Source organism: uncultured Sphaerochaeta sp., assembly GCF_963676625.2.
In the GTDB taxonomy this organism is placed as follows: Bacteria; Spirochaetota; Spirochaetia; order Sphaerochaetales; family Sphaerochaetaceae; genus Sphaerochaeta.
Genome location: NZ_CAXXYB010000008.1, coordinates 587,868 through 613,230, shown reverse-complemented (window position 1 = coordinate 613,230; position 25,363 = coordinate 587,868). Strand labels below are relative to the sequence as shown.

General features: G+C 45.1%; 25 protein-coding genes. 18 read left to right on the top strand and 7 right to left on the bottom strand.

All coding sequences use genetic code 11. From position 1 onward, the window contains the following. The first annotated feature begins 119 nt into the window (after positions 1 to 119). From ACHZBG_RS13495 to ACHZBG_RS13440, 12 genes are all read left to right on the top strand, one after another. Positions 120 to 1,250: a regulatory iron-sulfur-containing complex subunit RicT gene (locus ACHZBG_RS13495; RefSeq protein ID WP_320129991.1), complete on the top strand. Its 1,131-nt coding sequence runs from the start codon at positions 120 to 122 to the stop codon at positions 1,248 to 1,250. A gap of 125 nt (positions 1,251 to 1,375) precedes the next feature. Then, positions 1,376 to 1,660, top strand: coding sequence for a 30S ribosomal protein S20 (rpsT, locus tag ACHZBG_RS13490; RefSeq protein WP_320129990.1), 285 nt, complete (start codon positions 1,376 to 1,378; stop codon positions 1,658 to 1,660). Between the two features lie 82 nt (positions 1,661 to 1,742). After that, on the top strand, positions 1,743 to 2,063 hold the full coding sequence (locus ACHZBG_RS13485) for an HU family DNA-binding protein (protein WP_320129989.1): 321 nt from the start codon (positions 1,743 to 1,745) through the stop codon (positions 2,061 to 2,063). Between the two features lie 29 nt (positions 2,064 to 2,092). Next, complete coding sequence (gene lnt / locus ACHZBG_RS13480; RefSeq protein ID WP_320129988.1) at positions 2,093 to 3,751, top strand: apolipoprotein N-acyltransferase; 1,659 nt, start codon at positions 2,093 to 2,095, stop codon at positions 3,749 to 3,751. Between the two features lie 2 nt (positions 3,752 to 3,753). Next, positions 3,754 to 5,019: a nicotinamide-nucleotide amidohydrolase family protein gene (locus tag ACHZBG_RS13475; protein ID WP_320129987.1), complete on the top strand. Its 1,266-nt coding sequence runs from the start codon at positions 3,754 to 3,756 to the stop codon at positions 5,017 to 5,019. Between the two features lie 160 nt (positions 5,020 to 5,179). After that, complete coding sequence (gene rho, locus ACHZBG_RS13470) at positions 5,180 to 7,285, top strand: transcription termination factor Rho (protein ID WP_320129986.1); 2,106 nt, start codon at positions 5,180 to 5,182, stop codon at positions 7,283 to 7,285. 71 nt (positions 7,286 to 7,356) lie between these two features. Beyond that, positions 7,357 to 7,560 carry a 50S ribosomal protein L31 gene (gene rpmE / locus ACHZBG_RS13465; RefSeq protein WP_320129985.1) on the top strand — a complete coding sequence of 68 codons (204 nt, stop codon included), beginning with the start codon at positions 7,357 to 7,359 and terminating at the stop codon, positions 7,558 to 7,560. A 194-nt stretch (positions 7,561 to 7,754) separates the two neighbouring features. Next, entirely contained in the window at positions 7,755 to 8,924 is a 1,170-nt protein-coding gene (locus ACHZBG_RS13460; protein ID WP_320129984.1) for a galactokinase, read from the top strand. After that, positions 8,921 to 9,721 (top strand): 5'/3'-nucleotidase SurE, encoded by an 801-nt coding sequence (gene surE / locus ACHZBG_RS13455; protein ID WP_320129983.1) that lies wholly within the window; start codon positions 8,921 to 8,923, stop codon positions 9,719 to 9,721. The genes ACHZBG_RS13460 and surE overlap by 4 nt, the downstream gene beginning before the upstream one ends. Continuing rightward, a complete protein-coding gene (locus tag ACHZBG_RS13450) occupies positions 9,714 to 10,079 on the top strand; it encodes a hypothetical protein (RefSeq protein WP_320129982.1) in 366 nt (121 codons plus the stop codon). The genes surE and ACHZBG_RS13450 overlap by 8 nt, the downstream gene beginning before the upstream one ends. 61 nt (positions 10,080 to 10,140) lie before the next feature. Continuing rightward, the gene (locus tag ACHZBG_RS13445) at positions 10,141 to 11,301 is read left to right on the top strand and encodes a cysteine desulfurase family protein (RefSeq protein ID WP_320129981.1); all 1,161 of its coding nucleotides are present in this window, start codon (positions 10,141 to 10,143) and stop codon (positions 11,299 to 11,301) included. Then, the gene (locus ACHZBG_RS13440) at positions 11,298 to 11,906 is read left to right on the top strand and encodes an iron-sulfur cluster assembly scaffold protein (protein WP_320129980.1); all 609 of its coding nucleotides are present in this window, start codon (positions 11,298 to 11,300) and stop codon (positions 11,904 to 11,906) included. The genes ACHZBG_RS13445 and ACHZBG_RS13440 overlap by 4 nt, the downstream gene beginning before the upstream one ends. Positions 11,907 to 11,966: 60 nt before the next feature. On the opposite strand, the gene ACHZBG_RS13435 is transcribed toward ACHZBG_RS13440, so the two are convergent. Continuing rightward, positions 11,967 to 13,652, bottom strand: a complete 1,686-nt coding sequence (locus ACHZBG_RS13435) for a nucleoside kinase (RefSeq protein ID WP_320129979.1) — start codon at positions 13,650 to 13,652, stop codon at positions 11,967 to 11,969. 173 nt (positions 13,653 to 13,825) lie between these two features. Between ACHZBG_RS13435 and ACHZBG_RS13430 the strand changes: the two genes are divergently transcribed. After that, positions 13,826 to 15,583 (top strand): aldehyde ferredoxin oxidoreductase C-terminal domain-containing protein, encoded by a 1,758-nt coding sequence (locus tag ACHZBG_RS13430; protein ID WP_320129978.1) that lies wholly within the window; start codon positions 13,826 to 13,828, stop codon positions 15,581 to 15,583. On the opposite strand, the gene ACHZBG_RS13425 is transcribed toward ACHZBG_RS13430, so the two are convergent. Continuing rightward, the gene (locus ACHZBG_RS13425) at positions 15,559 to 16,101 is read right to left on the bottom strand and encodes a YfcE family phosphodiesterase (RefSeq protein WP_320129977.1); all 543 of its coding nucleotides are present in this window, start codon (positions 16,099 to 16,101) and stop codon (positions 15,559 to 15,561) included. The two genes, ACHZBG_RS13430 and ACHZBG_RS13425, sit on opposite strands and share 25 nt — an antisense overlap. Positions 16,102 to 16,237: 136 nt before the next feature. Between ACHZBG_RS13425 and ACHZBG_RS13420 the strand changes: the two genes are divergently transcribed. Both ACHZBG_RS13420 and ACHZBG_RS13415 read left to right on the top strand, forming a co-directional pair. Beyond that, the gene (locus tag ACHZBG_RS13420; protein ID WP_320129976.1) at positions 16,238 to 17,161 is read left to right on the top strand and encodes an alpha/beta hydrolase; all 924 of its coding nucleotides are present in this window, start codon (positions 16,238 to 16,240) and stop codon (positions 17,159 to 17,161) included. A 3-nt stretch (positions 17,162 to 17,164) separates the two neighbouring features. Then, positions 17,165 to 18,406 (top strand): YihY/virulence factor BrkB family protein, encoded by a 1,242-nt coding sequence (locus tag ACHZBG_RS13415; RefSeq protein WP_320129975.1) that lies wholly within the window; start codon positions 17,165 to 17,167, stop codon positions 18,404 to 18,406. Here the strand turns inward: ACHZBG_RS13415 and ACHZBG_RS13410 are convergent. Next, positions 18,403 to 19,200 carry a ZIP family metal transporter gene (locus ACHZBG_RS13410; protein ID WP_320129974.1) on the bottom strand — a complete coding sequence of 266 codons (798 nt, stop codon included), beginning with the start codon at positions 19,198 to 19,200 and terminating at the stop codon, positions 18,403 to 18,405. The two genes, ACHZBG_RS13415 and ACHZBG_RS13410, sit on opposite strands and share 4 nt — an antisense overlap. A 93-nt stretch (positions 19,201 to 19,293) precedes the next feature. On the opposite strand from ACHZBG_RS13410, the gene ACHZBG_RS13405 reads away from it, so the two are divergent. Next, positions 19,294 to 19,755: a hypothetical protein gene (locus tag ACHZBG_RS13405; protein ID WP_320129973.1), complete on the top strand. Its 462-nt coding sequence runs from the start codon at positions 19,294 to 19,296 to the stop codon at positions 19,753 to 19,755. Positions 19,756 to 19,815: 60 nt separating this feature from the next. Beyond that, positions 19,816 to 20,790 (top strand): aromatic ring-hydroxylating dioxygenase subunit alpha, encoded by a 975-nt coding sequence (locus ACHZBG_RS13400; RefSeq protein ID WP_320129972.1) that lies wholly within the window; start codon positions 19,816 to 19,818, stop codon positions 20,788 to 20,790. Between the two features lie 59 nt (positions 20,791 to 20,849). Here ACHZBG_RS13400 and ACHZBG_RS13395 read toward each other — a convergent pair whose 3' ends face one another. Beyond that, positions 20,850 to 21,521, bottom strand: a complete 672-nt coding sequence (locus tag ACHZBG_RS13395; protein ID WP_320129971.1) for a Crp/Fnr family transcriptional regulator — start codon at positions 21,519 to 21,521, stop codon at positions 20,850 to 20,852. A gap of 87 nt (positions 21,522 to 21,608) precedes the next feature. Between ACHZBG_RS13395 and ACHZBG_RS13390 the strand changes: the two genes are divergently transcribed. Next, positions 21,609 to 22,295 carry a 4Fe-4S binding protein gene (locus tag ACHZBG_RS13390; RefSeq protein ID WP_320129970.1) on the top strand — a complete coding sequence of 229 codons (687 nt, stop codon included), beginning with the start codon at positions 21,609 to 21,611 and terminating at the stop codon, positions 22,293 to 22,295. Positions 22,296 to 22,324: 29 nt separating this feature from the next. On the opposite strand, the gene ACHZBG_RS13385 is transcribed toward ACHZBG_RS13390, so the two are convergent. Genes ACHZBG_RS13385 through ACHZBG_RS13375 form a run of 3 tightly spaced genes read right to left on the bottom strand, consistent with a single transcriptional unit; the run spans position 22,325 to position 25,357 of the window. Next, entirely contained in the window at positions 22,325 to 23,377 is a 1,053-nt protein-coding gene (locus tag ACHZBG_RS13385) for a hypothetical protein (RefSeq protein ID WP_320129969.1), read from the bottom strand. Next, on the bottom strand, positions 23,371 to 24,129 hold the full coding sequence (locus tag ACHZBG_RS13380) for an outer membrane lipoprotein-sorting protein (RefSeq protein WP_320129968.1): 759 nt from the start codon (positions 24,127 to 24,129) through the stop codon (positions 23,371 to 23,373). Before ACHZBG_RS13380 ends, ACHZBG_RS13385 begins: the two co-directional genes overlap by 7 nt. Beyond that, positions 24,122 to 25,357, bottom strand: a complete 1,236-nt coding sequence (locus ACHZBG_RS13375; RefSeq protein ID WP_320129967.1) for an FtsX-like permease family protein — start codon at positions 25,355 to 25,357, stop codon at positions 24,122 to 24,124. Before ACHZBG_RS13375 ends, ACHZBG_RS13380 begins: the two co-directional genes overlap by 8 nt. Between the last annotated feature and the right edge of the window lie 6 nt (positions 25,358 to 25,363).

Here is a 25,363-nt window from a genome sequence, read left to right as displayed (position 1 = left end):
CGTAATTCAATCAGATAGAAATACTTATATGTTATTGAATACGGTTTGACAATTTTGGTTACTCGTGGTAGCGTAATCACAACACAAAATTGCCCGGACCTTGCGAGCAAAGGATTTGCATGAAAAAAGATCGTTTAAGGGCATCAGAAAGTGCACCTGTGCAAAACAGGCCTGCTTTTGCCTATATATATTTGGTCAAGAACCCCAGCTCCAATGAAATTTCGATATGTGCCTGGGATTCTGTATTATATCCAGGGACCTCTGTGGTAGCTCCTACCAGATATGGTTTGGACCTTGGGGTTGTTGTTGCGAATGCGGATAAGATCGGGAAACCTTATGAGAAGGGGAATGATCAATGTCAGGGTGCATGCCTGCAGAGCGGTTGCTGTGCTTCCCCTGTTGCTGAGGAGGAGGTTTCGGTAACTGGTGATTTGGATGAAAATGGCCAGGTAGTCCTTGTGGAGCAGGATACAACAATCCAATGGAGTGAAGATCCTGATGAAGATGAATGCAGTTCCTGCCCGGGTTGTTCGGCCCATGCCCCTTCGGATATGGTCGCGCTTTCAGGCGATACCGTCTGGATTGATAGATTGGCGACTCCCTCTGACTTGAGCCGGTATCAGGAATTTGCCACCAAGGAAAATGAGGCAATGAAAATTTGCCGTGAAAAAATAAAACTCCATAAACTTGACATGAAACTTGTAACTTCCCATTTTTTGCTCGGGGAAGCAAAAATAATATTTTTCTTTACTGCTGATGTTAGGGTCGATTTCAGGGAATTGGTCAAGGATTTGGTATCAGTTTTCAGGATCAGGATTGAGCTTCGCCAGATAGGAGTTCGCGATGAAAGTCGAGTTCTTGGTGGGCTGGCTGTTTGTGGGAGGGATTATTGTTGCCATAGTGTTACTGATAAATTGAACCCGGTATCAATCAAAATGGCGAAGGAACAGAACCTTTCTCTTAATTCCATGAAGATTTCAGGCCCCTGTGGTCGATTGCTTTGCTGTCTTTCCTATGAATTTGATTTTTATGTAGAGGAAAAGCAGAAATATCCGTCAGAAGGAAGTAAACTGAAAGTTGGCTATGATATGATGAAGATAACCGAAGTAAATATTCTGTCGAAAAAATTATCGCTTTTAGGCTCGGAGGGAAGGATGCTTTCCATCCCGTGCAGTGCTGTTTTTTTCAATGAAGAAAACAGTAGGTGGGAGATAACGGAGGAGTATGCAAGCGAATTTTTGTCAAATTGATATAAAGCATTGTATTGACCGATTTTAGAGTCTGTGATATTTTGTTAGACCGTCGGCTATGACTGACAACATTATAATTCAAGAATGAAAATACGTATTCAAGGTAATATGTTTGGAGGTGCTACGTGATTAATAAGTCTGCTGAAAAAAGAGAGCGGCAAAATAGCGTTCGTAGAATGAGGAACCGTGCTGCAAAGAGTACTATGCGCACTGCAATCAAAAAGTTTGATGCTGCCATTGTTGCCGGTGACAAGGACGCTGCCACTTCTGCAATGGCATTGAGCTTCAAGTTGCTCGATTCCACTGCAAGCAAGGGCATCATCCATAGCAACACTGCCAGCCGGAAGAAAGCTAGGCTTCATGCCCAGTTTAACAAGCTGAACAAGGACCAGACCCCCGCTCAGGCGTAATCAAGTTTCCTGGGAATTATTTGCCGGTATGGTATTGCCGGCATTAACTTGTATTTTGTAAAGATGAGTTGAAGGAGTAACCATGGCAGAACCTAAGTTGACGAAGGCAGCGATAATCGAAAGTCTTCATGAAAAGCATGGGCTGAATAGGTCCGATATCCATATGATTATTGATGAGTTCTTTGAGGAAGTCAAAGAAGGATTAAAGCACGACCAAGTTATTGAGTTGCGTGGATTCGGTACTTTTGAAGTACGAACTCGTAAAGGACGTGAAAAAGCTAGAAATCCAAAGACTGGGGCAATTGTTGCAGTTGAAACCCATGGAGTAGCTATTTTCCGTCCAGGAAAGGAACTCAAGGATTATGTCTGGGACTTACGCGATAATAAACCAGTCAATGAATAATTATTTCTTGTTGTTTAGGAGAAATTCTCTTGATTGAATTGCAAAAAGAGCGGAGCCTCAGGACAGTATGTTCTGAGGTTCTTGTTTTGGTGGTAACCGCTTTTGTCTTTTCGCTTGCTTTTCCCGGTTTTGCCACAAAGAACGGATTGGGCTTCATTGCATTTTTTGCCTTGATTCCCATTTTCTCCATTATCAGGAATACGACCTGGAAATTAACTCCCTTGTATGGGTTCCTTTTCGGTTTCGTGTTCTATATATGTTTCAATTATTGGCTCAAGGCCTTCCATCCGTTGGCAATCTTGATAGCTCCGATTATCAAGGGCTTTGAATTGATGGTAGCTTTTCTCTGTCTGAAGGCCGCTGACAAACTGTTCAAACGGTATGGATATCTTGCCCAGTCAATAATTTGGGTTGCATATACCTACATCAGTCAATCTTGGTTTGCCGGGTACCCTTATGGAACTTTGGGATATGCCATTTATCAATACCTTCCCCTGATACAAATTGCTTCCATAACCGGGGTGTGGGGCATTACCTTCCTGATGATTCTCCCCCAGACTTTTATCGGCAACTGGCTTTGTACGTATTATCACAAGAGAGCTCCGTCCTTCACTGATTATATAAAAACCCATTTGGTAGATGTCCTGGTCTATGGAGTCCTTGTCCTTGCTTCCCTTATCTTTGGTTTTGCCAGCATTCATTACTGGAACAATCAGAAGCCCGATCGAACCTGGCGGGTAGCGACGGTCCAGCATAGTGCCGATACCTGGAAGGGTGGCTATACTACCTATAAGCAGAATTTCAATACCTTGAGAAAATTGAGCTTGGAGGCCTTGCAAGAAAAACCTGATATGATAATCTGGTCGGAGACCGCCTTCGTTCCGTCTGTTTCCTGGCATGAGAAATATCCCTCTGATCCGAAAACCTCCGCTTTGGTCGAAGAATTTGTCGATTTTGGGAAATCGCTTCCCATACCCTTGCTCACCGGTAATCCTGAAGGGGTTATTGATGATCCTTCCAAACCGGCACTCTTGACTGATGGCACGTGGAATCGCAAGGATTACAATACAGTCATTTTCTTTGAAAACGGTGAGATCAAGAACACCTATAGAAAACAACATCTAGTGCCCTTTACTGAACATTTTCCTTACAAGAAGGAATTGCCGTGGTTGTATAACCTTCTATTGGCAAATGACTACAACTGGTGGGAAACTGGCCATGACCCGGTTGTCTTTACGACCGACCAAGGAGTCAAGTTCTCTACGCCCATCTGTTTTGAGGATGTCTTTGGTGCCTTGAATGCAAGATTCGTACGCAATGGTGCCGATGTTATTCTCAACATGACCAATGATGGTTGGTCAAAAGCCGAGTCAGCAGAGATGCAACACCTAGCCATGGCTGTCTTCCGGTCTGTCGAGAACCGCAGGACTACCGTAAGGGGAACCAATAGCGGCATGACTTGCCTGGTCGACCCCAAGGGTAAGATCATCGATCCAATGGAACCGTTTACAGTAGGATGGCATATCTATGATGTCCCTGTTTATTCACAGGAATCCCAAGGCATGACGGTCTACACGAAATATGATGATTGGTTTGCCTATGTTTCTGTCTATCTCTCCTTGATCCTTCTTCTTGGAGGGCTCTTGTACAAGGTATTCTCTTTTATTGGAAAAAAGAAAAAGGACTGATCATGCTTTATAAAAGTGTTGCGGTATTTGTAATAGGGACAGAATTGACCCGTGGGGTCATTACGGATAAGCACTGCCAGGTCATTGCCTCGCAATTGACGCAATTGGGATATCGCATAGACCGTATGGTAATTGTTCCAGACGATGGAACGATTGATCTGGTCATCCGCGAATGCATCGATACTTGTGATGTCATATTGCTTACCGGCGGACTTGGTCCTACCAGTGATGATTTGACCCGAAGTATCGTGGCCTCCATTGCAGGAGTGCCTTTGGTGAGAAATCAAGAGTGTTTTGAAACACTTTACAAACGAATTGGCGAGCGAATCTGGGGCGCGAATGAACAGCAAACCATGATTCCCCAAGGATTTGAACCTGTTTCGAATCCAAACGGTACTGCTCCTGGGTTCAAGGGATTCTTCCCTGTAGGGGAACGTTTGGTAGCCTGTGCTGCCATGCCTGGACCTCCCCGGGAGATGGACCCGATGTTTTTCGATCAGATATTGCCTTGGCTTGCCGAATTGCGTGGGCATGATGATTTCTCCCGTGATGAATACTCAACTTTCATGATTGCAGAGGCAAAGCTTGAAGAGCTATGTCAAACTGTAGCCCAGGAAGGTATCCAATGGGGAACCCGTTTTCAGGACTTGAAGATCAGTTTGTACCTTGTTGGGGCAACCCATGAGGCCAGGGTTCAGATGATCGAACGTCTCCAAGCCTTGGTAGGTCCCTCCTTGATTGTTCCCGGTGATGTTTTGCCTGTTGATCTTCTCACTGACCTCTTGAAACAAAATCAGCTTTCTGTAAGTTGTGTAGAAAGTTGCACTGGTGGCTATGCAGCCAAGCTCTTGACAGACGAAAGTGGTAGCTCCTCCTGGTTCTGGGGTGGGGCGGTGACCTATGCCAATGCAGCAAAACAGGCTATTGTAAAGGTCAGGCAGGAAACCCTCGATTCTGTAGGACCGGTGAGCAGGGAATGCGTAATCGAGATGGCGGAAGGAATGCGTTTGCTTTCAGGAAGTGATATTGCCTTTTCCATAAGCGGAATTGCCGGACCGTCAGGAGGAACCGAGACGAACCCAATCGGTACCGTTTGGTTTGGGTTTTCTTCACAGAATAGGGAAAGTCAGGCAGTGAAAGTGCAACTTTCTTCTTGGGGAAGAGAATCGGTAAGACGTAAGGCAACAGTTATTTCCTTTATTCTTGCCTCTCTCTATACTAAGGGAGATGACTTGCTTGACACTGTGCGAAAGTGGCAATATATTTAAGATACTAACAAACAGCGGGAATTGCATTGTCAGAATATTCATTTAATATTCCCGCGCATTCTTAACAATATGTTTATGATTAGGAACAGGTGATGCTACTGTACCACGGCAATGTCGTCGGGTATTGATGCAAGCAGACTTTTCCGCTGGAGTTTATCCTATGTCTTCTGAAGAAATAATGAATGATCAAAATGATGCAAAGGCAGTTTCCGTCCAGGAAACAGTAAAAAAAACCATACGTCGCGTAACTCGAAAAAAGAGTGAAGTAATGGCCAAAAATTCTGAAACACCTCTGGTTAAGGAAGAGAAAGTGGAGCCTTTTGCCCCTGCTGCACAAGATCTTGAGCAAAAGAAGCGTAGGGGGCGTCCTCGAAAAGCTGTTGCTCCACCCCCCAAAAAGGAAACCAAGCAAGGGCGAGAAGTTGCCATGACAGAACAACCCCAACTTGATTTTGCAACGACGGAGATTCCTTCGGCTAAACGTGTTGCTTCTCGTTCCAAGCAAAGTGTTCCTGAAAATTCGACTCAGCAGACTTCCAACGAAAGAGAACGTGAACGAGAACCCCAACAATTTTCCAATCAGAGCCTTTCTGCCATGCAAAACAATTTTGGTAATGCAAATAGCACAAATAATGCAAGCAATCAGAACAATTCAAATTCCCAGAACAATAATCAAAACAGTAATCAAAATAACAGCCAGAACAATAATCAGAACAACAACCAGAACAATAGCGCAAATAATGCAAATAGCCTGAATAATCAAAGTAGTCAGCCCAGTACCCAAAGCAATCAAAATCAATATCGAAAGAATAATTCAACCTATGGCAATAACCGAAATACTGGACGACCTCAACAGAATCGTCAGCATCCACGTGCAAATTTCCAGAAGAACCAAGCCTATCAACCAAATCGCGGAATGAGACAAAACCAACAAGATGAATCCCTCAATGATTTGAATATTGAAGAACATCCAGAGGCTCCTGTTCTCAATGTAAATGATTATGCTTCCATGTGTATTGAAGACTTGCGGAAAGTTGGCATTGAAAAAGGCATGAATGCAGAGGGTATCCTGGATTTGCGTAAGCAAGAGATCGTTGCCGAGATACTTAGAGTCCATAGTGCCAAGGGTGGAGTGATCGTAGGTGTAGGTACTCTTGAAATCCTTCCTGATGGATTTGGTTTCCTTCGTTCTTCAAATAATAGTTATCTCTCTGGTTTGGAAGATATTTATGTTTCTCCTGCGCAGGTAAAATCCTTGAGTCTGAAAACTGGCGATGTCGTATACGGCCAGGTAAGAACCCCCCGTGACACCGAACGTTTTTTTGCCATCCTGAGAATTCTCAAGGTAAATGACGATGACCCGATCGTTGCCAAGATGAGGGCACCCTTCGATAGCCTTACCCCGCTTTTCCCGGATGAAAGACTTCGGTTGGAGACAACTGACGAAGACATGTCTACCAGAATCATCGACATGTTCTGTCCGATTGGAAAGGGCCAACGTTCCTTGATCGTTGCCCCTCCCCGTACCGGTAAGACTGTCCTCATGCAAAAGATGGCAAATTCCATTAGCACGAATTATCCTGATGTGGTTCTTATGGTCCTATTGGTAGATGAACGCCCTGAGGAAGTAACGGATATGCGTCGCCATGTAAAGGGAGAGGTCATTGCCTCCACCTTTGACGAACAGGCTTCACGACATGTCCAGGTTGCGGAAATGGTTATTGAGAAAGCCAAGCGATTGGTCGAACACAAGAAAGATGTAGTAATTCTCCTTGATTCGATTACCCGACTTGCCCGTGCCTATAACCAAACGGTGCCTGCCAGCGGAAAGATACTCAGTGGTGGTGTCGACTCCAACGCCTTGCATAAGCCCAAGAGATTTTTTGGAGCTGCAAGAAATATTGAATTTGGCGGAAGTCTTACTATTATTGCAACAGGTTTGATCGAAACCGGATCTAGAATGGATGAGGTTATCTTTGAGGAATTCAAGGGAACCGGAAATAATGAGATTATTCTTGATAGACGACTGGCTGATAAGCGTCAGTTTCCCGCAATCAATATCAAGAAAAGTGGTACCCGACGGGAAGACCTTTTGTTGCCAGCCGATGAGGCCGCCAGGATTTGGCTTTGCAGGAATGCAGTCAATGATATGGACGACCAGGAGATGACTCCTTTCCTCATTGACAAAATTAGGAAGACAAAGGATAATGAGGCGTTCTTGCGTTCAATAAATACAGGCATTCCTACGAATTCTGCAGGTTATTAGTACGGAGACGGCAAAAGAAACTTGTCTGCTGTATTATCAGCGGAAAATACATATTCCTGGAGGGAATCATTATGAAAAAGGGAATTCATCCCCGTTATGAGCTTGCTGAGATCCATTGCTCCTGTGGCAACGTAATTAAGACCAAGACGACATCAAAGAATCTTGAAGTCGAAATTTGTTCTGCTTGCCATCCGTTTTTTACCGGTACCCAGAAAATGGTTGATACCGCTGGACGTATTGAACGCTTCAAGAGAAGATACGGACTGGAGAAATAATCCATTGCAGAAATCTGAAAGCCACCGATATGGTGGCTTTCTGCTTATATAGTGCACTTGTATTGGTGCATGTATAGTTGTTGCGAAAAGATGTGTGGAAGGTTCATACGATGATGATTTCTACAATTAGTGGTTTTTAGTTGCATTCTGGCGGTAAGTATCCTAAAATTACTGCATAAAAACTAGGTTGGGGCATGGATAACGTAATCATTCAGCATAAAAATGAGTTCGGCGAAACACCATCGGTAGTAGTTGAAGTGCCCGGTGCCTGCACCTTGCTCGGGTGTTATGCAGACGCGTGCAAAGGCTGGGCCCTTGAGGGCACTGGAGAGTCTCTGCTATATGTTGCCATATCACTCAGGGATGACCAACTTGTTCGGCTTTCCAATGCTACCTTGAATGATCATAAACGCTTTGTCCTCGGGAATATCAAATTCCGTAAAGAGGATCGTTGGGGAAATTACATCAAGGGCGTGGTTGCAATTCTTTCCAATGAAGGAGTTTCTTTCTCTGGGTTGAATGTTACCGTAGAGGGCCCTCTTCTGCTAAGCGATAACCAAATGATCAGTACTTCCCTTGCCTTGGGAGTCTGCCTTGCCTTGGATACCCTTTTGGATCTTAAATTAAGCATTCCTTCCATTATCCGTATTGCCTATCAGGCAAATACCGTATTCAACAACGAGATCTGCAAAATCAGTGATCTTCTGACGATAATAAACGGAAGTCGTGGCAAAGTACTTTTCTTTGACCTGCAGCATGTTACCTTCCAGGAAATAGATTTTCCTTTTTCGGATACGAATGAAGAGTATATTGCCCTCATTGTCGATAGCAAGATATCCCCGAACGCAATGCGTGAGGAAATCAATTTGAAGCGGAAAGCCACGAACATAGCTTTTTCAAAGCTCAAGGAATTCAAACCAGGTGGATTTATCCGGGATTTCCCGGAAAGTGAATTATCGGCCAGGATCATCCCCTTGGATGAAGATTTCCGTCATATTTGTGAATATGTCTTGATGGAGTCACGCTTGACCAATGACGCAGCAACCCTCTTAAGCCAAAAAGAAGCGATTCTTTACGGAAAAACCATGAATAGGGTGCAGTCAGGGCTCCGTGACTTATTCGAGGTTACTTGTCCTGAAGTCGATTGGTTGACAAAGAGAGCCTCAGAAACTTCAGGCTGTTTGGGCTCGGTATTGATCTGCAATGGGTTCAGTGGCAATGTAATGGTCCTCTTGAGCAAACAGTCACTTCCAAGCTATATTAACCGTCTGGAGGAATACGAGCATATTTTCGGTTTCCATCCACGATGGTATATTTTCCAGAGTGGCGGTTGTGCGAAGGTTGTGTTCTCAGACAATACATGACAATATTACTGACAAATGACGATGGATATCAGAGCGAGGGAATTGCGGTCCTTGAATCGGTTTTGAAACGTGCAGGTCATGAGATATGGGTATGCGCCCCTTCCCATGAACGTAGTGCAAGCAGCCATTCCATGACGCTTCGTGGTGAAATTATTGTCACTGAATATTCTTCGATGCATTTTCATTGCAGTGGAACTCCTTCGGACTGCATCCTCTATGCCCGCAAGGGAAATTTATTCCCGAGGCTTCCTGATCTTGTGATCAGCGGCATAAACCATGGTTACAACATCTCCACAGATATCCTCTATTCCGGCACTGTAGGCGCTGCAAGCGAAGCTGCCTTGATGGACATGAAATCCATCGCCATCAGTTGCATGAAGGATTCTGAGGGCATTTTCCCCTTTGTAAAGACTGCCCAGTTCCTGGTTGACCACCTTTCAGCTTTTTTCCCCCTTTGCAACGTTGATACCATCATCAATATCAATGTGCCCCCAAATTGGAACGGAAATTGGAAGGCAAGCAGGATGAGCCATCTTGATTATCATGATGCCGTGGAGCAAAAAGAAAAAATCGACCAAAAGATATTCGATACCAAGGATGTTCGTTTTGGGACTTCCATTGTCCTGTCCCTGAAGGGGGGGATTTCTCCTGTGCAGAAATGCGAGACGGAAGGAACGGATTTCCAGGCTATTACCCAAGGCTTTGCCAGTGTTTCGGCGCTATCGGTACTTCCTCCCCTTAACCAGGCAATACAGGCTAAGCTGAATGCCATGGATATAGGATCTTCCCATGTGTAAAGCCTGCCAGACCCCATGGGAGCAGAAATGTTCTTGTTGCGGTCTCTGTTGTCATGAAAAAGCAGTCTATGGGCATGTCTTGGTCATTGATCTAGATTCTTGGTGCGAGTTTTTTGATCCTGAGACCAAACAATGCAAGGTATATGCCCAAAGATTTTCCCAAAGTACCCGTTGCAAGAAAGTAAACTATCTTCGTGCGATGTTTTCTGCCTATCTTCCTTCGAGCTGTTCCTATGTGCAATGGGCAGCCGAGAACCATATAAGATTTTCTCCTAACAGGATGCTTCGTCTTATTCACAGCAAAAATTGCCCTCCTGATGAGAATGACAAAGAGCTCTGCGATATCTTTGTAACATAAGAGGTAGGTTGCTTGACCCTAGGGTCAGGCATGAGTATTTTTGCAATGAGGTTATACTATAATGGATAATCAGATGATATATCTGGATAATAATGCGACGACCCGTATGGCGGACGAAGTCATACAGGCAGTCTGTGATGCTTTGGTATTGTTTGGAAATGCTTCGAGCATGCACGGTTATGGCCGTGATGCCGAAGCAGCGATAGAACAGGCACGGTCCCAAGTGGCTTCGCTTGTCGATTGCGATCCCAAGGAAATTATATTTACCAGTGGGGCAAGTGAATCAAATAATACAGTCTTTAATATTTTCAGGGATAAAATTGACTTGGGTGCCAAAAGAAATAGGATTGTTACGACAACCATAGAACATCCTTCCATCATCGAGACAGTAAAATTTCTCAAGGCCCGAGGGTATTTGATTGATGAAGTGCCTGTGGATAGCACAGGTTTGGTCGATGTAAAAAAACTTGAAGCCTATTTAGGGGATGACGTTGCCCTGGTTTCTGTAATGACCGGGAACAATGAAACAGGAACGATCCAACCGATCAAGGAAATAGCCGCCCTGGCCCATTCTGCCGGTGCCTATATGCACACCGACGCTACGCAGGCCATCGGGAAAATTCCCGTTTCCCTTAGGGATATGGATGTTGATTACATGAGTCTTTCTGGGCATAAGTTTTATGGTCCCAAGGGAGTTGGTGTCTTGGTCGTGAAGAACAAGTCTCCTTTCGAGGCGTTTGTTCATGGTGGTCATCAGGAAGGCGGGAAGCGTGCAGGCACCTATAACACTCCTTCCATCGTGGGACTTGGTGTAGCCGCTGAGTTGGCGCAGAAACACCTTGTAGACGAGAGGGAAAAACTTTGGCATCTGAGAGAGATGCTCCGAGTCGGGATACTTGAGAAGATTCCGAATGTCGTAATAAACGGAAACCCAGAACATTGTCTGCCAGGAACCCTGGATGTCTCTTTCCCGAGTGCAGAGGGAGAATCCATTCTTCTCTATCTCGATCTGGATGGAATAGAAGTCTCGACAGGAAGTGCATGTGCCAGCGGTTCTTTGGAACCCAGCTATGTATTGCTTGCTTCCGGACTGGATATTGAACTTGCCCATGGCTCGATCAGGTTCAGTTTCGGACATTACAATACAGAAGATGATGTCCGGTATGTATTGGAAAAATTGCCGCCGATTATCAAGAGATTAAGGGAGTTATCTACAAGATGAATAATTTTATGAGTCAATGGGTATATACCCCTATAGTGAAAGATCATTTCATGAATCCCAGGAATACCTGGAAAGAAGAAGAACACTTCGAATCAGATGGCGTCGGTGAGGTAGGTTCCCTTGCTTGTGGGGACCAGATGAGAGTGGCTATCAAGGTAAAGGATGATACTATCATTGATTTGCGTTGGTTGACCTATGGTTGTGCCTCTGCGATTGCCAGTACTTCAATGATGAGCGAGATTGCAATTGGAATGACTTTGGATGAAGCCTACCATATGACTCCCAATATGATCACCGAAGCTCTTGGAGGACTTCCTGAGCATAAATTCCATTGTTCTGTATTGGGGGATAAGGCCTTGCGGGCTGCCATTGATGATTATCTGGAAAAACAGGGAAGGGATAATCCTTTCAAAAAGAATGTTGCCAAGGTAATTTGTGAATGCATGAATGTCACTGATGTCAGGATAGAGGAATTGGTAAAGAGCGGGGAAGCCAAGACTCTGGAAGATTTGCAAAGATTGACGGACTATGGGACCCAATGCGGAAAGTGCAAGTCAAAGGTTTCTGATTTGTTTGACGAGTACAAACATATTTACAATACTTGAAATAGACGAAAAGGCGGCAATTTTGCCGCCTTTACTATATCTTGACTAATTTTTCATCTTTCAAATGACATTGTATTCGCTACCACCGATAAATTCCCTGAGCAGGGAGTCCTGGGGAACCAGGGTGCTTGCAATGGGATTTACATTGTCCAGGAATCGAAGAAGCCTTCTTGCTGTTTCGTAGGTCGCTTCCTGTGAAGGCTTGACCATCTTCAAAAGAGGTTGGGCAAAGGGTGCCAAAACGCCCAATTCATAATCGAGAGCTGAGTTTATCATGATATCCGCATTATTCTGGTAAGGGAAAATATTCCGGTTCTCACCCCTTTGCACCGACGGCCACATGGAAAGGGTTGCTTCTGCATTCGTTCCCCTCGTCCTGTTGTCCCTGACTATACGCCTGATCAATCGGTTATCAGTGGTACTTATCCTGTTGTGGTCATCCAGATTCAGCTGGGTCAAAGCAGAAATATATATCCTGTATACCATATCCTTGTCGATGTTGCTGATCAGCTTTGGATTCATTCCATGAATCCCTTCAATGACCAGAAGCGTCCGTTTATCCATGATTGCCTCGTCAGGTTCATAGACACGAGTTGTCGTCTTGAAATCAAAGAGGGGAAGATGAACCGGCTTGCTCGAGCCCAGGTCATTCAAGGTTTTTTGGAATTGCACTACATCAATGGCTTCCAGGGCTTCGAGGTCTGGTTTGCCTTCTTCATCCTTGGGCACAAGATCCGTATCCAGATAATAATTGTCGAGGGATATCTTGATGGTTTTCTTTCCCAGGACCTGTAACTGGGTACAGAGTTTATGGGCAAATGTAGTTTTCCCGGAGGACGAAGGTCCGGCGATGAAAATAAACTTTATATTTCCACGGTTGTTTATCTGATCGGCGATGTTCGCAATCTTTTTCTGTTGCAAGGCCTCGGCCAGCCTGATAAAGGATCCAATGGTATTTTGGTTACCCATCGTATTGAGTTGCCCCAAGGACCGGATGTCGAGGATGTTTCCCCAAGCCTTGTACTCCTTGAAAACCGAGAACAAAAGAGGATTGTCCTTGAAAGTATCCAATTGCTGGAAGTCATAGGATCGCGGATATCGCAAGAGCATGCCCTTTTCCTGATAGGGCCTGAGTTCCCAGACTTGCAAAAGTCCTGTTCTGCCCAGCAAGGGTTCATAGGAGATATCCAGATACCCAAGCAGTCGGTAGAGTTCAATCACCGGGTCATTGCGGGTTGATAACAAGGCTTCTGTCTGCTTGAATTGCCTTTCATTGAAATAGGATAGGGCCTCATTGTAAGGTAGGGTAACCAATTCAATGGGTAGGTTCTGGGAAACCAGGTTATGCATGGTGTTGGCTATCGTTTCAATATCGCTTGATTCCAAGGTGTATTCATCATCGAAACTAAAATAATAACCATCGCCCAGGGAGTGTCCGATTACCAGCTTCCTGTCAGGATAGAGCATTGATACGGCACTGCAGAGCAAATAGCAAAGGGTATGCCGATACATCCTCTTGCCCATATCGCCAAACAGTTTCACCGGCTCCAAGGTGCATTCGCTCATCAAGGGTTTTGAGCAGGAGTGCAATTCATGGTTGACCAAAGATCCTATGTAGGGGTTGTCGAAATAGGAACATTCCTTATCCCCATCGAGGAGTTTGGCCTTGCACAAGAGCCCTTCAACCGTGGTCCCGATGGGAACCTCAAAGGTTTCCCCATCAATTGTGACATTGATCGTTTTCATATAAGATATAATACTTCAAAGAAAAGCCAACTAACAAGGGAAAAGAGACAAGCCTTGAAGAGAGACAAACAACAGGTTATGAAAAATAGTCAAATGGTTATATCTGGCACCGATATATCATTTATTGGTAGGCGACATTGACAGGCCGAGTTTCAGTGGATACATTTTACTCCATGGAACATAAGCAACCAATTACGTTTCCTTATCGCCAACGTTACTTCTTGCTGGTAGATGTAAGCCAAGAGACCTGGCAAAAAGTTCCTTTGGGCGAAGAAGAATCCAAGTCTTTGCTTGGGGGTAGATTTCTTGCGCTCGGACTTTGGGACAAGTATGCCCATTATGATAACCTTGATAGTCAAGCCTATGAAAGTGGCAATCCCATTGTCATCGCCGCAGGCTCCGCTTGCGATACTTCCTTGGCTTGTTGTGATTCCTATACTCTTGTTACCCGTTCCTTGCTGACAAAAAGATTATCAGTCAATTTCTGTAATGGTGCCCTGGCAAAGGTTCTGTATGGTTGTGGCTATTCGGCTATAGTCATTATAGGACGCTTCAGGAGGTTGTCCGGATTATCGGTTGATTTCCAGTCGGTACTTTTTTCCAATGCAGAGAAGTTCCATGACTATACGACTTCGGATATGGCTTCGCAATTTCCGGGGAATACAAGCATTGCCCTTGGTCCTGCCGGAGAGCACCAGGTTCCCTATGCCTCAATTTGGATCGATGGTTCCAATACGGGACGAGGGGGAGTGGGCACCATTTTCGGTTTGAAGAACATCAAATACATTACTTTCTCTTCTTCAATCTCGGGAAGGGGCGCGTATGATCCCAAACGATTAGGAACGGCAATGCATCACTATCAAAGAGCCTTCAAACACAGCAAAGTAGCAAATATGATAGCCCAGGAAGGCTCAGTTACGCTTATAAACCAAGCAAATTCCCTTGGATGGGCAGCCGTTGATGATTTCTCCCTTCGATCTGATGGCAGGCTCTGGGCGCTCGCTTCCTATCCCCGTGATTATGATTTGGAACCAGTGGAGCAAGGATGTGCGCAATGTCCCCTCAAGACTGTTTCTTCGAAAAAGGGGCCTCTTCCTGATTTCTCCTTGGCTCTTGCCTTGGGGGCGAACCTTGAGTTATTTGATTACCGAAGTGTCTCAGATCTTATGCAACGGTGTTCTTTGCTGGGATTGGATTACTATTCTGTCGGGGCAATCTTTGCCTGGGCAAGGAAGACCAGGGGCTTGGGAACCCTTCCATTTCTTCCTGATCTTGGGAAAGCCACTTCGGCGCAGCCCTATCTGCATCTCCTCGACTCCATCGCTTATAAGAAGGGAACAGGGGAACAACTGGCAAATACGTTGGATGCACTGGTTCTCCAATATGGGGGACAGGAATATGCCTACCAGGTAAATGGACAGGCCTTGGCTCCCTTTGATGTACGGGCTTTGCCTGCACAGGCGCTTCTTACCTCCCTCGGTGATGATACCGTTGTCATCCCAGAATTACTGAAGGGGGTTCATTATCATCGAGGTCAAGAACGAAAGATTGCAAAATGGGCTGTCTTTTGCCAGGATTATCGATATGCGATGGAATCACTGGGGCTGTGTCCTTGGTTTTCTCTTCCTTTCTTTGATGGTCCTCTCTTTTTACAACCTTGCAAACTGTATACAGACAGGGCCTTTTCTTTCTTGGCAAGTCTTGCCTCGGCAACTGAAGGGTATGAGGTAACCGCCAAGCAGATGGCCGCGTGGGGGAAAAAAGCCTGGGCCCTTCAAATGAAAATAGACCAACTACTGGTAGAAGAAGAGCTTGTGGCAAATCTTCCTGAGCAGATGTTGGTAAATTCGACGAGTAACCATCCTCGTGCACGGGTCGTTCCGTTGGCCAGGCTCTTGGATGCCTATTATGTATTGCGTGGCTTGAAATAATAACGAAGGCCCTCAAGGGGGCTATCTGTTGAAAAATCCCTGATTTCCAATCGCTCATTATCGAGAAAGCCATAGGTTGCTCCCCATCTGCTTCTTGGATAGGTTGGGGAACCGGGATTTACCCTCAGTATGCCTTCTGCATTTACCGAAAGGGAAGGACAATGGGTATGCCCACTGATAAGGATATCATGTTCGTGCAAATCCAGTACGGTCGAAGGCATGTATACATCTCCATGGATGAGTACGATGGTACGCCCGGCAAAAGAAACTCTTCTGATAGCCGGGGGAAGGTTCAATCCTGCTGATTGAAATGTATATTGATTATCGCAATTTCCCCTTACCATGAGCAGAGGAATCGTACTGGTTTTCAGTATTTCGCTGAAGGTGCCACCCTCTGTCGGGCAAGTGTCTCCGGCAAGCAGAATTTTCTGTGCTTGAAAGGTACTGGCTTTTTCCAATAGGGATATAAGACTCGAAGTACCGCCATGTAAATCTGAGCTGAAAAGCAATCTATCCATGGCAAATACTCTATCATACTTTACATTTCATTTGTAATTTGATTTATGTATGAAAAAGCTTCTTGTCGGTGTAGTATATTACTGTTACTATGATACGGGAATTATATAAAATTGCAATCGTTTAGGAGGGCTGTCGATGTCTGACATCAGGGAATTGTCCTGTAGTGACGGGCACATGTTGTATTATCGTGTATGGTTGCCTCAAGGGGCTCCGAAAGCGGTATTGCATATTCTTCATGGAATGGCCGAATATAGCGAACGATATGATCGTTTTGCAGTGTATCTAAACACAAAAGGGATAGCTGTTTATGCACAGGACCATCGTGGACATGGTTTGACAGCTATGAAAGTCAAGGAACAACTTGGATGGTTTGCACAAAAAGATGGTTGGATGCGTATTGCAGAGGATGCTTTTGAACTTTCCAACATCATTGCCTCGGATTATCCCAATACCTCCTTGTTCTTGATGGGCCATAGCATGGGGTCATTTTTGGCAAGAACCTTGATGGTCCAGCATTCTGATATGTATGATGGGGTCATTGTCATGGGAACAGGTTGTTCCATGGGGGTGCTTGGCAAAATCGGCAAGATGATTGCACGACATCATGTAAAGAAGAATGGCATGTATTTCCAGGATACGATGATGGACAAGATGAGCTTTGGTTCCTATAACAAGAGAATTCCCGATGCCCGCACCTCCTTTGATTGGTTGAGCAGCGATCCTGAGGAAGTCAAAAAATATGTTGATGATCCTCTGTGTGGTTTTGTATGTACCTCAAAATTCTATGAGGATATGCTTGAGGGCATTGAATATGCGAATGATGTCAACAAAGCCCGGGAAATTCCCAAGGATCTTCCAATTCTTATCATCAGCGGGAGTATGGATCCTGTTGGCAATTATGGCAAGGGAGTTCAAAAAGTATACGATTTATACAAGGACATGGGCATTTCCGATATTACCCTGCATCTCGTGGAGAACGGAAGACACGAAATACTTAATGAAACTTCACGAAAAGAGACCATGCAATATTTGTATACTTGGTTGAAAAAGAGAATTTGATAGATGGCAATTATTAAAATCGTTAAAGCCAAGTTTATGTCCGCCGTGAATCTGGCTTCAGTGGCAATGAATCAGTCCTTGCATGATAATGTTTTTCAATCTGCTTCCAGTATGGTCTATTCGACCTTGATGGCTTTGGTTCCTGGTGTTACGTTTATTTTTACGTTTTTTGGTGCCTTTGGCGTACTGCAACCGGTCACTGATTTTCTTTCACAATGGTTTACGGAACTTTTTGGAGCTAATGCAGGAACTCAGTTGATTTCTCTGTTGGAAAAATATACGGCGAATGCAACCAGTCTTGGTGTTGTTGGCTTGATCTCCTTCCTTATTACCATGGTATTGTTGATCAACAAGGTCTGGTCGGTGATAAACCAGATTTTTCGTACCTCGCAGGACAAGAAACCACTTACTCGTCTCGCGGGATTCATTACGTTCCTTATCATTTCCTGTTTGCTTGCGGCAGCGTACATCAGTGTCCAATCCTTGATGAACTCCTGGTATTCCAAATTACTGGGTTTATCGGTCGAGGGTTGGTCAAGGGTCATCGGTATCGTAGTCCCCTTGTTGATAGTCTGGGCAATATTTTTTATGCTCTCCTATTTTGTCCCGAATATCAAAGTACATTTTTCCTCAGCTGCAATCGGGGCTCTTACTGGATTGATATTGATTAATATCTTCAGCAGGATTATGTCCAAGTTGACTGGAATGGCAACAAACTTCTCCGTGATATACGGATCTTTTGCTGTTATCTTTATTTTTCTTTTTTGGTGCTACTATTTTTGGACCGTGGTTTTCTATTGCGTAGAATTGACCTATGTCCATCAGTTTCGACCAGATAAACAAGTGTTCAAGGGATTACCGCAGAGCCCTGCCCTGCAATTGTCAGAAGGAATGAATATCATGATGCTCATCGGGAGCAATTTCCGTAAGGGATCTGGTTCGACGACCACCAAGGAAATCATCGAAAGGCTTGCCATTCCCGATAACCGGTTGTATGGCTTTCTGGATCTTCTTTCCCAGCTGGGCTTCATTACCCCAACCAACAATGGTCATACTGAATTCATTCCCAAGCAACCTTTGGAAAATATGCGGGTGCAAGACCTTGTATTTTCATTGTATGGATTGGACAATATCAATGCCAATGAAAAGAATACAGCAGGTGAAGCCATAGCCTTGCAAGTCAAGGACCATGGAATTGCTTCATTGGGAAATCTGACCATAGAGAATCTCTTGCAGAGAGTCTAGCCCAGGGCAACATCCAGTACCATCATTACGGTAAACCCTATCATGCATCCAATGGTAGCATAATGTGCGCCTTGATGGTTGTTGCCTTGTGACTCAGGGATCAATTCCTCAACGACGACATATATCATTGCCCCTGCGGCAAAGGCGAGGGCATAGGGAAGGATTGGTCTTACCTGGGTGACGAGCAAAGCTCCCAGAACTCCCGCAATCGGTTCAACGAACCCCGAGGCTTGGCCATAGAAAAAACATTTTGCACGACTGATATTCTCGCCACGCAACGGTATGGAGACTGCAGCTCCTTCAGGAAGATTCTGTATTCCGATTCCGATTGCCACTACGATGGCACTGGCAAGTGTCTGGGGATTTCCTGCTATTACGGCCCCGAAGGCAACCCCTACTGCAAGGCCTTCTGGAATGTTATGCAAGGTAATGGAAAAGACAAGAAGGATGCTTCGCTTGAGATGAGAGGGCAGTCCTTCTGTTTCACCTTTCTTTGCTCCAATATGGGCGTGAGGTAATAATTGATCGCTTACCCAGAGGAAAAATCCTCCGGCAAGGAATCCTATGGCCACGACCCAATGTGCACCAAGAGGTCCCTCCTGGGACATCTCTATTGCCGGTGCCAAAAGCGACCAGAAACTAGCAGCGATCATGACCCCGCTTGCAAAACCAAGCATACTGTTCAGTATATGTGGTTTTATGGTTTTGAAGAAAAAAACCAAAGCAGCCCCGAGGGCTGTCATTCCCCAGGTTCCCAAAGTTGCAATCAAGGCCATTCCTATTGGATTATTCATACGAATACGATAAGATACCAATCTTTCCCGGTCAATGAAAAAAAACTTGCAAAAAGGTAGGGTTCGAGAATACCCTATCCTTGGGAGCCCGATATGTTATTAGATGCTGTTACTGTTGAACCGATCGATACGTTGTCTTGGCATTCACTTCCTGATAATAAGGATGGTGTCATGAAAGGTGAAACCTGGAAATGTGGCGACTTGGTCTGTACCTTGTTGAACCATCCGCGTTGCCTGAGTGGAGAAGATTTGGTTTCCATTCCCTACGCAATGAGTGTAAAGAGAGGAAAGGACTTGATCTTCGTAGTCTCCCTGGAACAGGAGGATCTGCGCTCCTTGTCTTTGCAACTGGGATGTTCCCTGCGCGAGATGCAGGAAGACTATGAGACGAAAGCAATCTTCGGACCTTTGCATGGGTTTGTCTATGCCCAGGAACGAGAAGACCTCGGCCTGTATGACGAAGGTCTTGATATCCAGCATATAAGGTTGTTTTTCCTGGAAACAATTTGTGATACTTTTGATATCGTAGAGCCTCCGGTCCAGGTCCAGCCCTGAACAGGGAAGGACTGGGTCGGTAACGAGCAGAACTAAAATTTCAACTAACCGAGGTGTCGTATGATTCCAAACCAATGGTATGCAATTCTTCCCTCAAAATCTGTACAAAAAGGTGTTCTTTGTGCTGTGAAACGGTTGAATCTTGAATTGGTCCTCTTCAGGGATGAGGAGGGGAAACTCGGTTGTGTCGTGGATCAATGCCCCCACCGGGGTGCCGCCCTGAGTGCCGGCAAGTTGGTCGGATCCCATGTTCGCTGCCCCTTCCATGGCATTGAATTTGATATTGAAGGAACTTGCAAGGTAATTCCTGCCCTCGGAAGAACTACGAAGGAAGATCTTTTTCGGTATAATGTCAAACACTATGCAGTACAGGAAGAAATGGGAATTATTTATCTTTGGTATGGAAAAAGCGAGGAGGCTACGCCCTCTGTTCCGTTTTTCCATGACCAGCTTGATGATTCCTTTTCCTATAGTGAGTTTCCTGACCTCTGGAATGCCAATTATTCCAGGTGCATCGAAAATCAACTCGACGTAGTGCACGTTCCCATCGTGCACTACAATACGATTGGAAAGGGCAATAAGACCGTGGTCAACGGGCCAAAGGTTGAATTTGACGGAACTCTGCTCAAAACCAGTGCCAACAATGAGGTTGATGAAGGCCAGAAGCCCAAGCCTCCCGAAGATTGCACAGTCAAGCAGATATATCTTGGGTTCCTGTTTCCCAATATCTGGTTGAACCATATCTCGGACAAATTGATGATACTCATCTATTTTGCTCCTGTCGATGAAGAGAATACTATTCTCTATATCCGGTTTTATTGCAAATTGAGCCGTCTGCGGATAGTGAATAATTTCATTGCATTCTTTGGAAAATTTGCAAATAAGCGTATAGAGCGGCAGGATAAGCGAGTAGTCATCACACAAAAACCTTCATCTTCAAGTCTTAAATCCGGAGAAAGGTTGCTTGTCGGTGATGGTCCGATCATTACGTATCGAAGGCACCGGGAAGAGTTGATGACCAGACACGGAAAATAGAACACTAGAACAGCAAGTGCAGACGATGCAAGGATCAATGCCACTGTACTTGCCATTTCCTATTCATTATTCTCGATCTCTTTCAGGGTAAAGCCATTCTTATGATAGTCCAACAACCCCTCAAAGCGCATTTTGCTCAATTCATTGGACATGGCGCTTCTCTCGACACAAAGATAATCAGCGAGTTGTTGTCGGTCGAAGGGAATAACGAAGGATTGGTTGTTGGCTTTGATCGATTCCTCACTGAGATAGGACAATAGTTTTTCCCTGGTACTTCGCTTGGTTATATGGGCCATCTTTTTCATGAGCATTTGGTTTTTTTCTGCAAGGATCGTAACCATATTCTCGATGAGCTTAGTATGGAACACACAATTATTGCTGCATGAAGTAATGATCTTTTTCACGTCCAGAAACAATACCTGGAGGTCAACTTCTGCGATGGCCCTGATTTGGCTCGGTTCTCCTGAGCAGGCAAGGGTTTCTCCAAATAAATCTCCCACTGAAAATCGCGAAACCAAGGTTTTGTTTCCCCAGAAATCGTTACGCACTATTTGCAGGGAACCCGAGAGTATGATTCCCACTTCCTTGACGGTATCGCCTTCATGGATAAGTGTTGCATCCTTTGCAAAATTTGCTTTTCTGGGTTGCAGGCAGGATAGGAGCAAGGGTAGTTCCTTCTCCGATACTTGTTTGAACAGCAAGCAGTTGCCAGGTAGGGGAAAATATTCCATAAACTCCTCATTTGTTGGAAAAACAACATAATATATAGTTTGGGTATGGTAGCATGGGTGTAGAAAATAGACAATGGAGGATTGGTAATGATTAGGCAGATGATCAAGATAGACAAAGAGAAATGCAATGGCTGTGGTTTATGTGCTTCGGCCTGTCAGGAAGGAGCCATTGGTATGGTTGAAGGAAAGGCTACCTTGCTCCGTGAAGATTACTGTGATGGACTGGGAAATTGTCTTCCCGTATGCCCAACTGGGGCTATAACCTTTGAAAATCGTGAGGCGCCTGCCTTCGATCATGAAGCAGTAGGACAGGAAGAACCGACAGGTTTCAGTTGTCCGGGATCTCGCATGCAGGTGTTGAAGGAGCCTACACGGAAAAAAGAAATTGCCTCACCAAATGCGTCGGTACCAAGCCAACTTTCCCAATGGCCTGTCCAGATTCAGCTGGTCTCTCCAAAGGCCTCTTTTCTTCAGGGAAGTGACTTGCTCATAGCCGCCGATTGCGTTGCCTATGCCTATGGGGATTTCCATAGGAAATTTATCAAGGACAAGGTAACTCTCATAGGCTGCCCGAAACTTGACAGCCCTTCATATATCGAGAAATTCACCGAAATATTCCAGCAGAATGATATCAAGAGCATCACTGTCGTGCGGATGGAAGTTCCTTGTTGCGGGGGCTTGTCCTATGCAGTACAGGAAGCCCTGAAGGCTTGTGACAAGATTATTCCCCTTGCACTGGTAACTATTTCCACCAATGGGGAGATTCTTCGGTAGGCCATCATTCTTATTTACTGACCAATTTTCTAGAAAATCCAGGAAGCCCCTACGGAAAAGGTCAGGGCATACAAGGAATTCCAGACGAACAAATCTCCTGTGTCCCCTAGGTTGGTACTAAGATATCCGGCGAGTGTAAACCCTTCGAATACATTCCAGCTTGTTGCAAAGGTGGTCATGGCAGAGAGGTCCAGGGGCGAGAAGATCGACCGTAGGGAAAAGGAAACGGAAGAGGTTGCGGCATATACTATCTCTGGATAGATCAACAGGGCACAGGAGTTATCGTTTGCAACTGGGCCAAAAGCCCAAGTTCCCAAAGGCCTTGCAAGAAATTCCAGACGCACTGAGAGCGATTTGCTCTCTTGCAGATACTTAAGGTAAAACAATCCTCCGCTGATATCCCAGGTGGTATTGCCTGTCTGGGGTATGCTGAGGGAAGTTCCAAGATACCAATCGGCTCCCATATTGCCTTGCACGCTTACATAGGGTTTTTGGGTGCGTACGTTGGATCGTTCGATACTTGCATAGCCACCTTCAACCTTCAAACCCTCTATAGTGGTATAAAACCTGCCACCAAATGATGTTTTCTCCAGATTTCCATCACTTGGAGGCATCGTTACCACCTCAATAAAGGAAAAGGCATCGAGAGGAATGTTCACACTGACTAGCCAATCTGTCTTGGTCCTGAGTTCCTCTTGTGTGAGGTCAACGGCGATATCCGAACTTCCGAACAACACATCGCCTGCATTGAAGAGTGCCCCTTCTCCCCAGGAGAGTCGGGTTTTTCCCAGAGTCAGCCTGAATGACGGGAAACGAGCTTTCAGAAAAGCACGCTGAATATAGTCCTCCGCAGTTGCTGCAGGATAGGTAAGGGCAATCTCTCCCCTGACATTTCCTGAGTTCTTGGATTTGATGGACAAGGTACCTGAATTCGACATTCCCAGCAGCCAGGAATTGTTGGAGGGCGAATACGTACTTATGGGAAAAAAATTGAGCTTTACCACAGGATTTTCCGCTGCTCCGAGCAAAAACAGGGAACAGGTCATCAATAATAAAAGATATGCACCAAGTTTCTTTACCATGTGAGGTTCTCCAGGGAAAAGAGGTTTTTATCCAGGGGAATGTCAACTTCAAGGCTCTCGATTTTCATGATGGTCTCGGAGTCTTTTTTCATCTTGTCAGAGATCCTGGACTCTGAGGCAACGACCTTTTCTCCTACTTGCATGGTCTCAAGGGTTTCCATCTCCTTGAGCAATCGGCCTTCCTTGGTTGAATACTCTCCCTTCCAAGTCAGAAAAGTTTCGCTGTCGACCCAGATTTTCTGGATTGGATAGGCAACTGATCTGGTTTTTGCTTTCAGTGTGATAACATAACAAGGTCTTCCTTTGTAGATTTCATTGCCATTAAGGGTAGCTGTATAGCGTGATAGGGTATCTTTTTCCTCAGTCATATCCTCATAGGATACATCGGAACCGAGCAAGGATTGCCTGAGAGCCGAGCCCTGCATCCTGATCAATTGTTCGGCATCAGGATAAAACAGATACAGGCTATCATTGGTTTTCAATATTTTTTGGCCTTGTTCGGCTGTGCTGGTAAATTCGATCAAGGATTCAGCATTGCCTTGGGACCAAGCCTTGAAAGTGCTGGTCTTCAGTCCAAATCTGTCCTTTGTCTGGATGGAGCCTATCGAATAGCTGGTCTTGTATTGGGTATTGTAATCCATTTTTCCGATGATTTCTTCTGCTGTCAGGGCAAAGAGCGAAGTAGGGATACAGAGGAGCAAAAGAACGGTAATCAGAAAAATTGGCTTGGAAAAGCATTGGTTCCTACACATATCTGAGAGCCTCCACAGGTTCGATTTTTGAAGCACGACGGGATGGAATAAATGTTGCTGCCGAGGAAATGAGTACTGAATACAGATAAATCAAGATTATTTTGCCAAGGCTCAAGGAAGGATAGAGGATTGAGGAAATCTCCAGGTCTATGCCACTCATGGCATCGGTGAAATTCATTCCCACCACTCCAAGATATTGTACCAGTCCCGTTCCTATGAGCACTCCTATTCCTGCCCCGATTATGCTGATGAACAAACCTTCCAAAAAGAACAGCAAGGTGAGTTCGCTTCCTTTCATGCCCAAGGCAGAAAGGGTGCCTATCTCTCGCATCCGTTCAAAGATGATCATCATGGTAGTGTTGATGATGACCGTGCTGCCAAGGAACAAGAAAAAAGCCCCAATGAAATAATAAATGACATTGGCCATTTCAAATAGTCCATACATGGAGTTGATGTCCTTCCAGGCTTTCACCTCGGTTTGCACATTGGTTTTTGCAAGGATTTCTTTTTGTATCGTCAGCGCTTCCTGCCTTTCCTGTATTCCTTCCTTGACGTTGATGAGTATTTCCTGGGCAGAGGTATCCATCTTCAGAAAGTGCTGTATGCGGTCCAAGGGAGCCCATAGGGTGGTCGTATTGAGCGAAGCTACGGGAAAAGCTGCGATTCCGACAAGAGTCAGGGTTATTGCATTGCTTCCCCTGGCAGCCGTAGTCGAAAGGAGAGTCACCTTGTCTCCGATGGATAGGTTCAACTCCTTGGCCAGGGCGATGCCCATAAGCATTTCATTTTTTCCTGCTTCCGGCAATTTTCCTGCCTTCAGTACCGATGGGAAATCAATAAAGTCCGATTCCCGGGAAAAATCAACGCCGACTCCCTGTACCGCCTGGTTGTTTTCCCCAAGATACATGCTTGCCGGGAAATTGATCCTGGCGGTAGCCGCCTTTATCGAGGGGTTTTTGTCCAGTATGGGTTGTATTGTTTTCCAGTCGACTCCCAGGTGCAAGGGATTATATCGTTCATATTTTTCGAATTCAGTATTTCGTATCCTGATTTCCCCGGTGTAATAGGATTTCAGGTTGTTTGCCATATCGGTTTGCATACCTCCAAGCAGGGCGAAAAGCAGGATGATGCTCATTGATGAAACAGCAATTGCTGAGCCGGAGAGGATTGAACGTCGTATATTCCTGGAAATATTACGGAAAGCAATCTTTGTAAGTTTCATAGCCATGGAAGG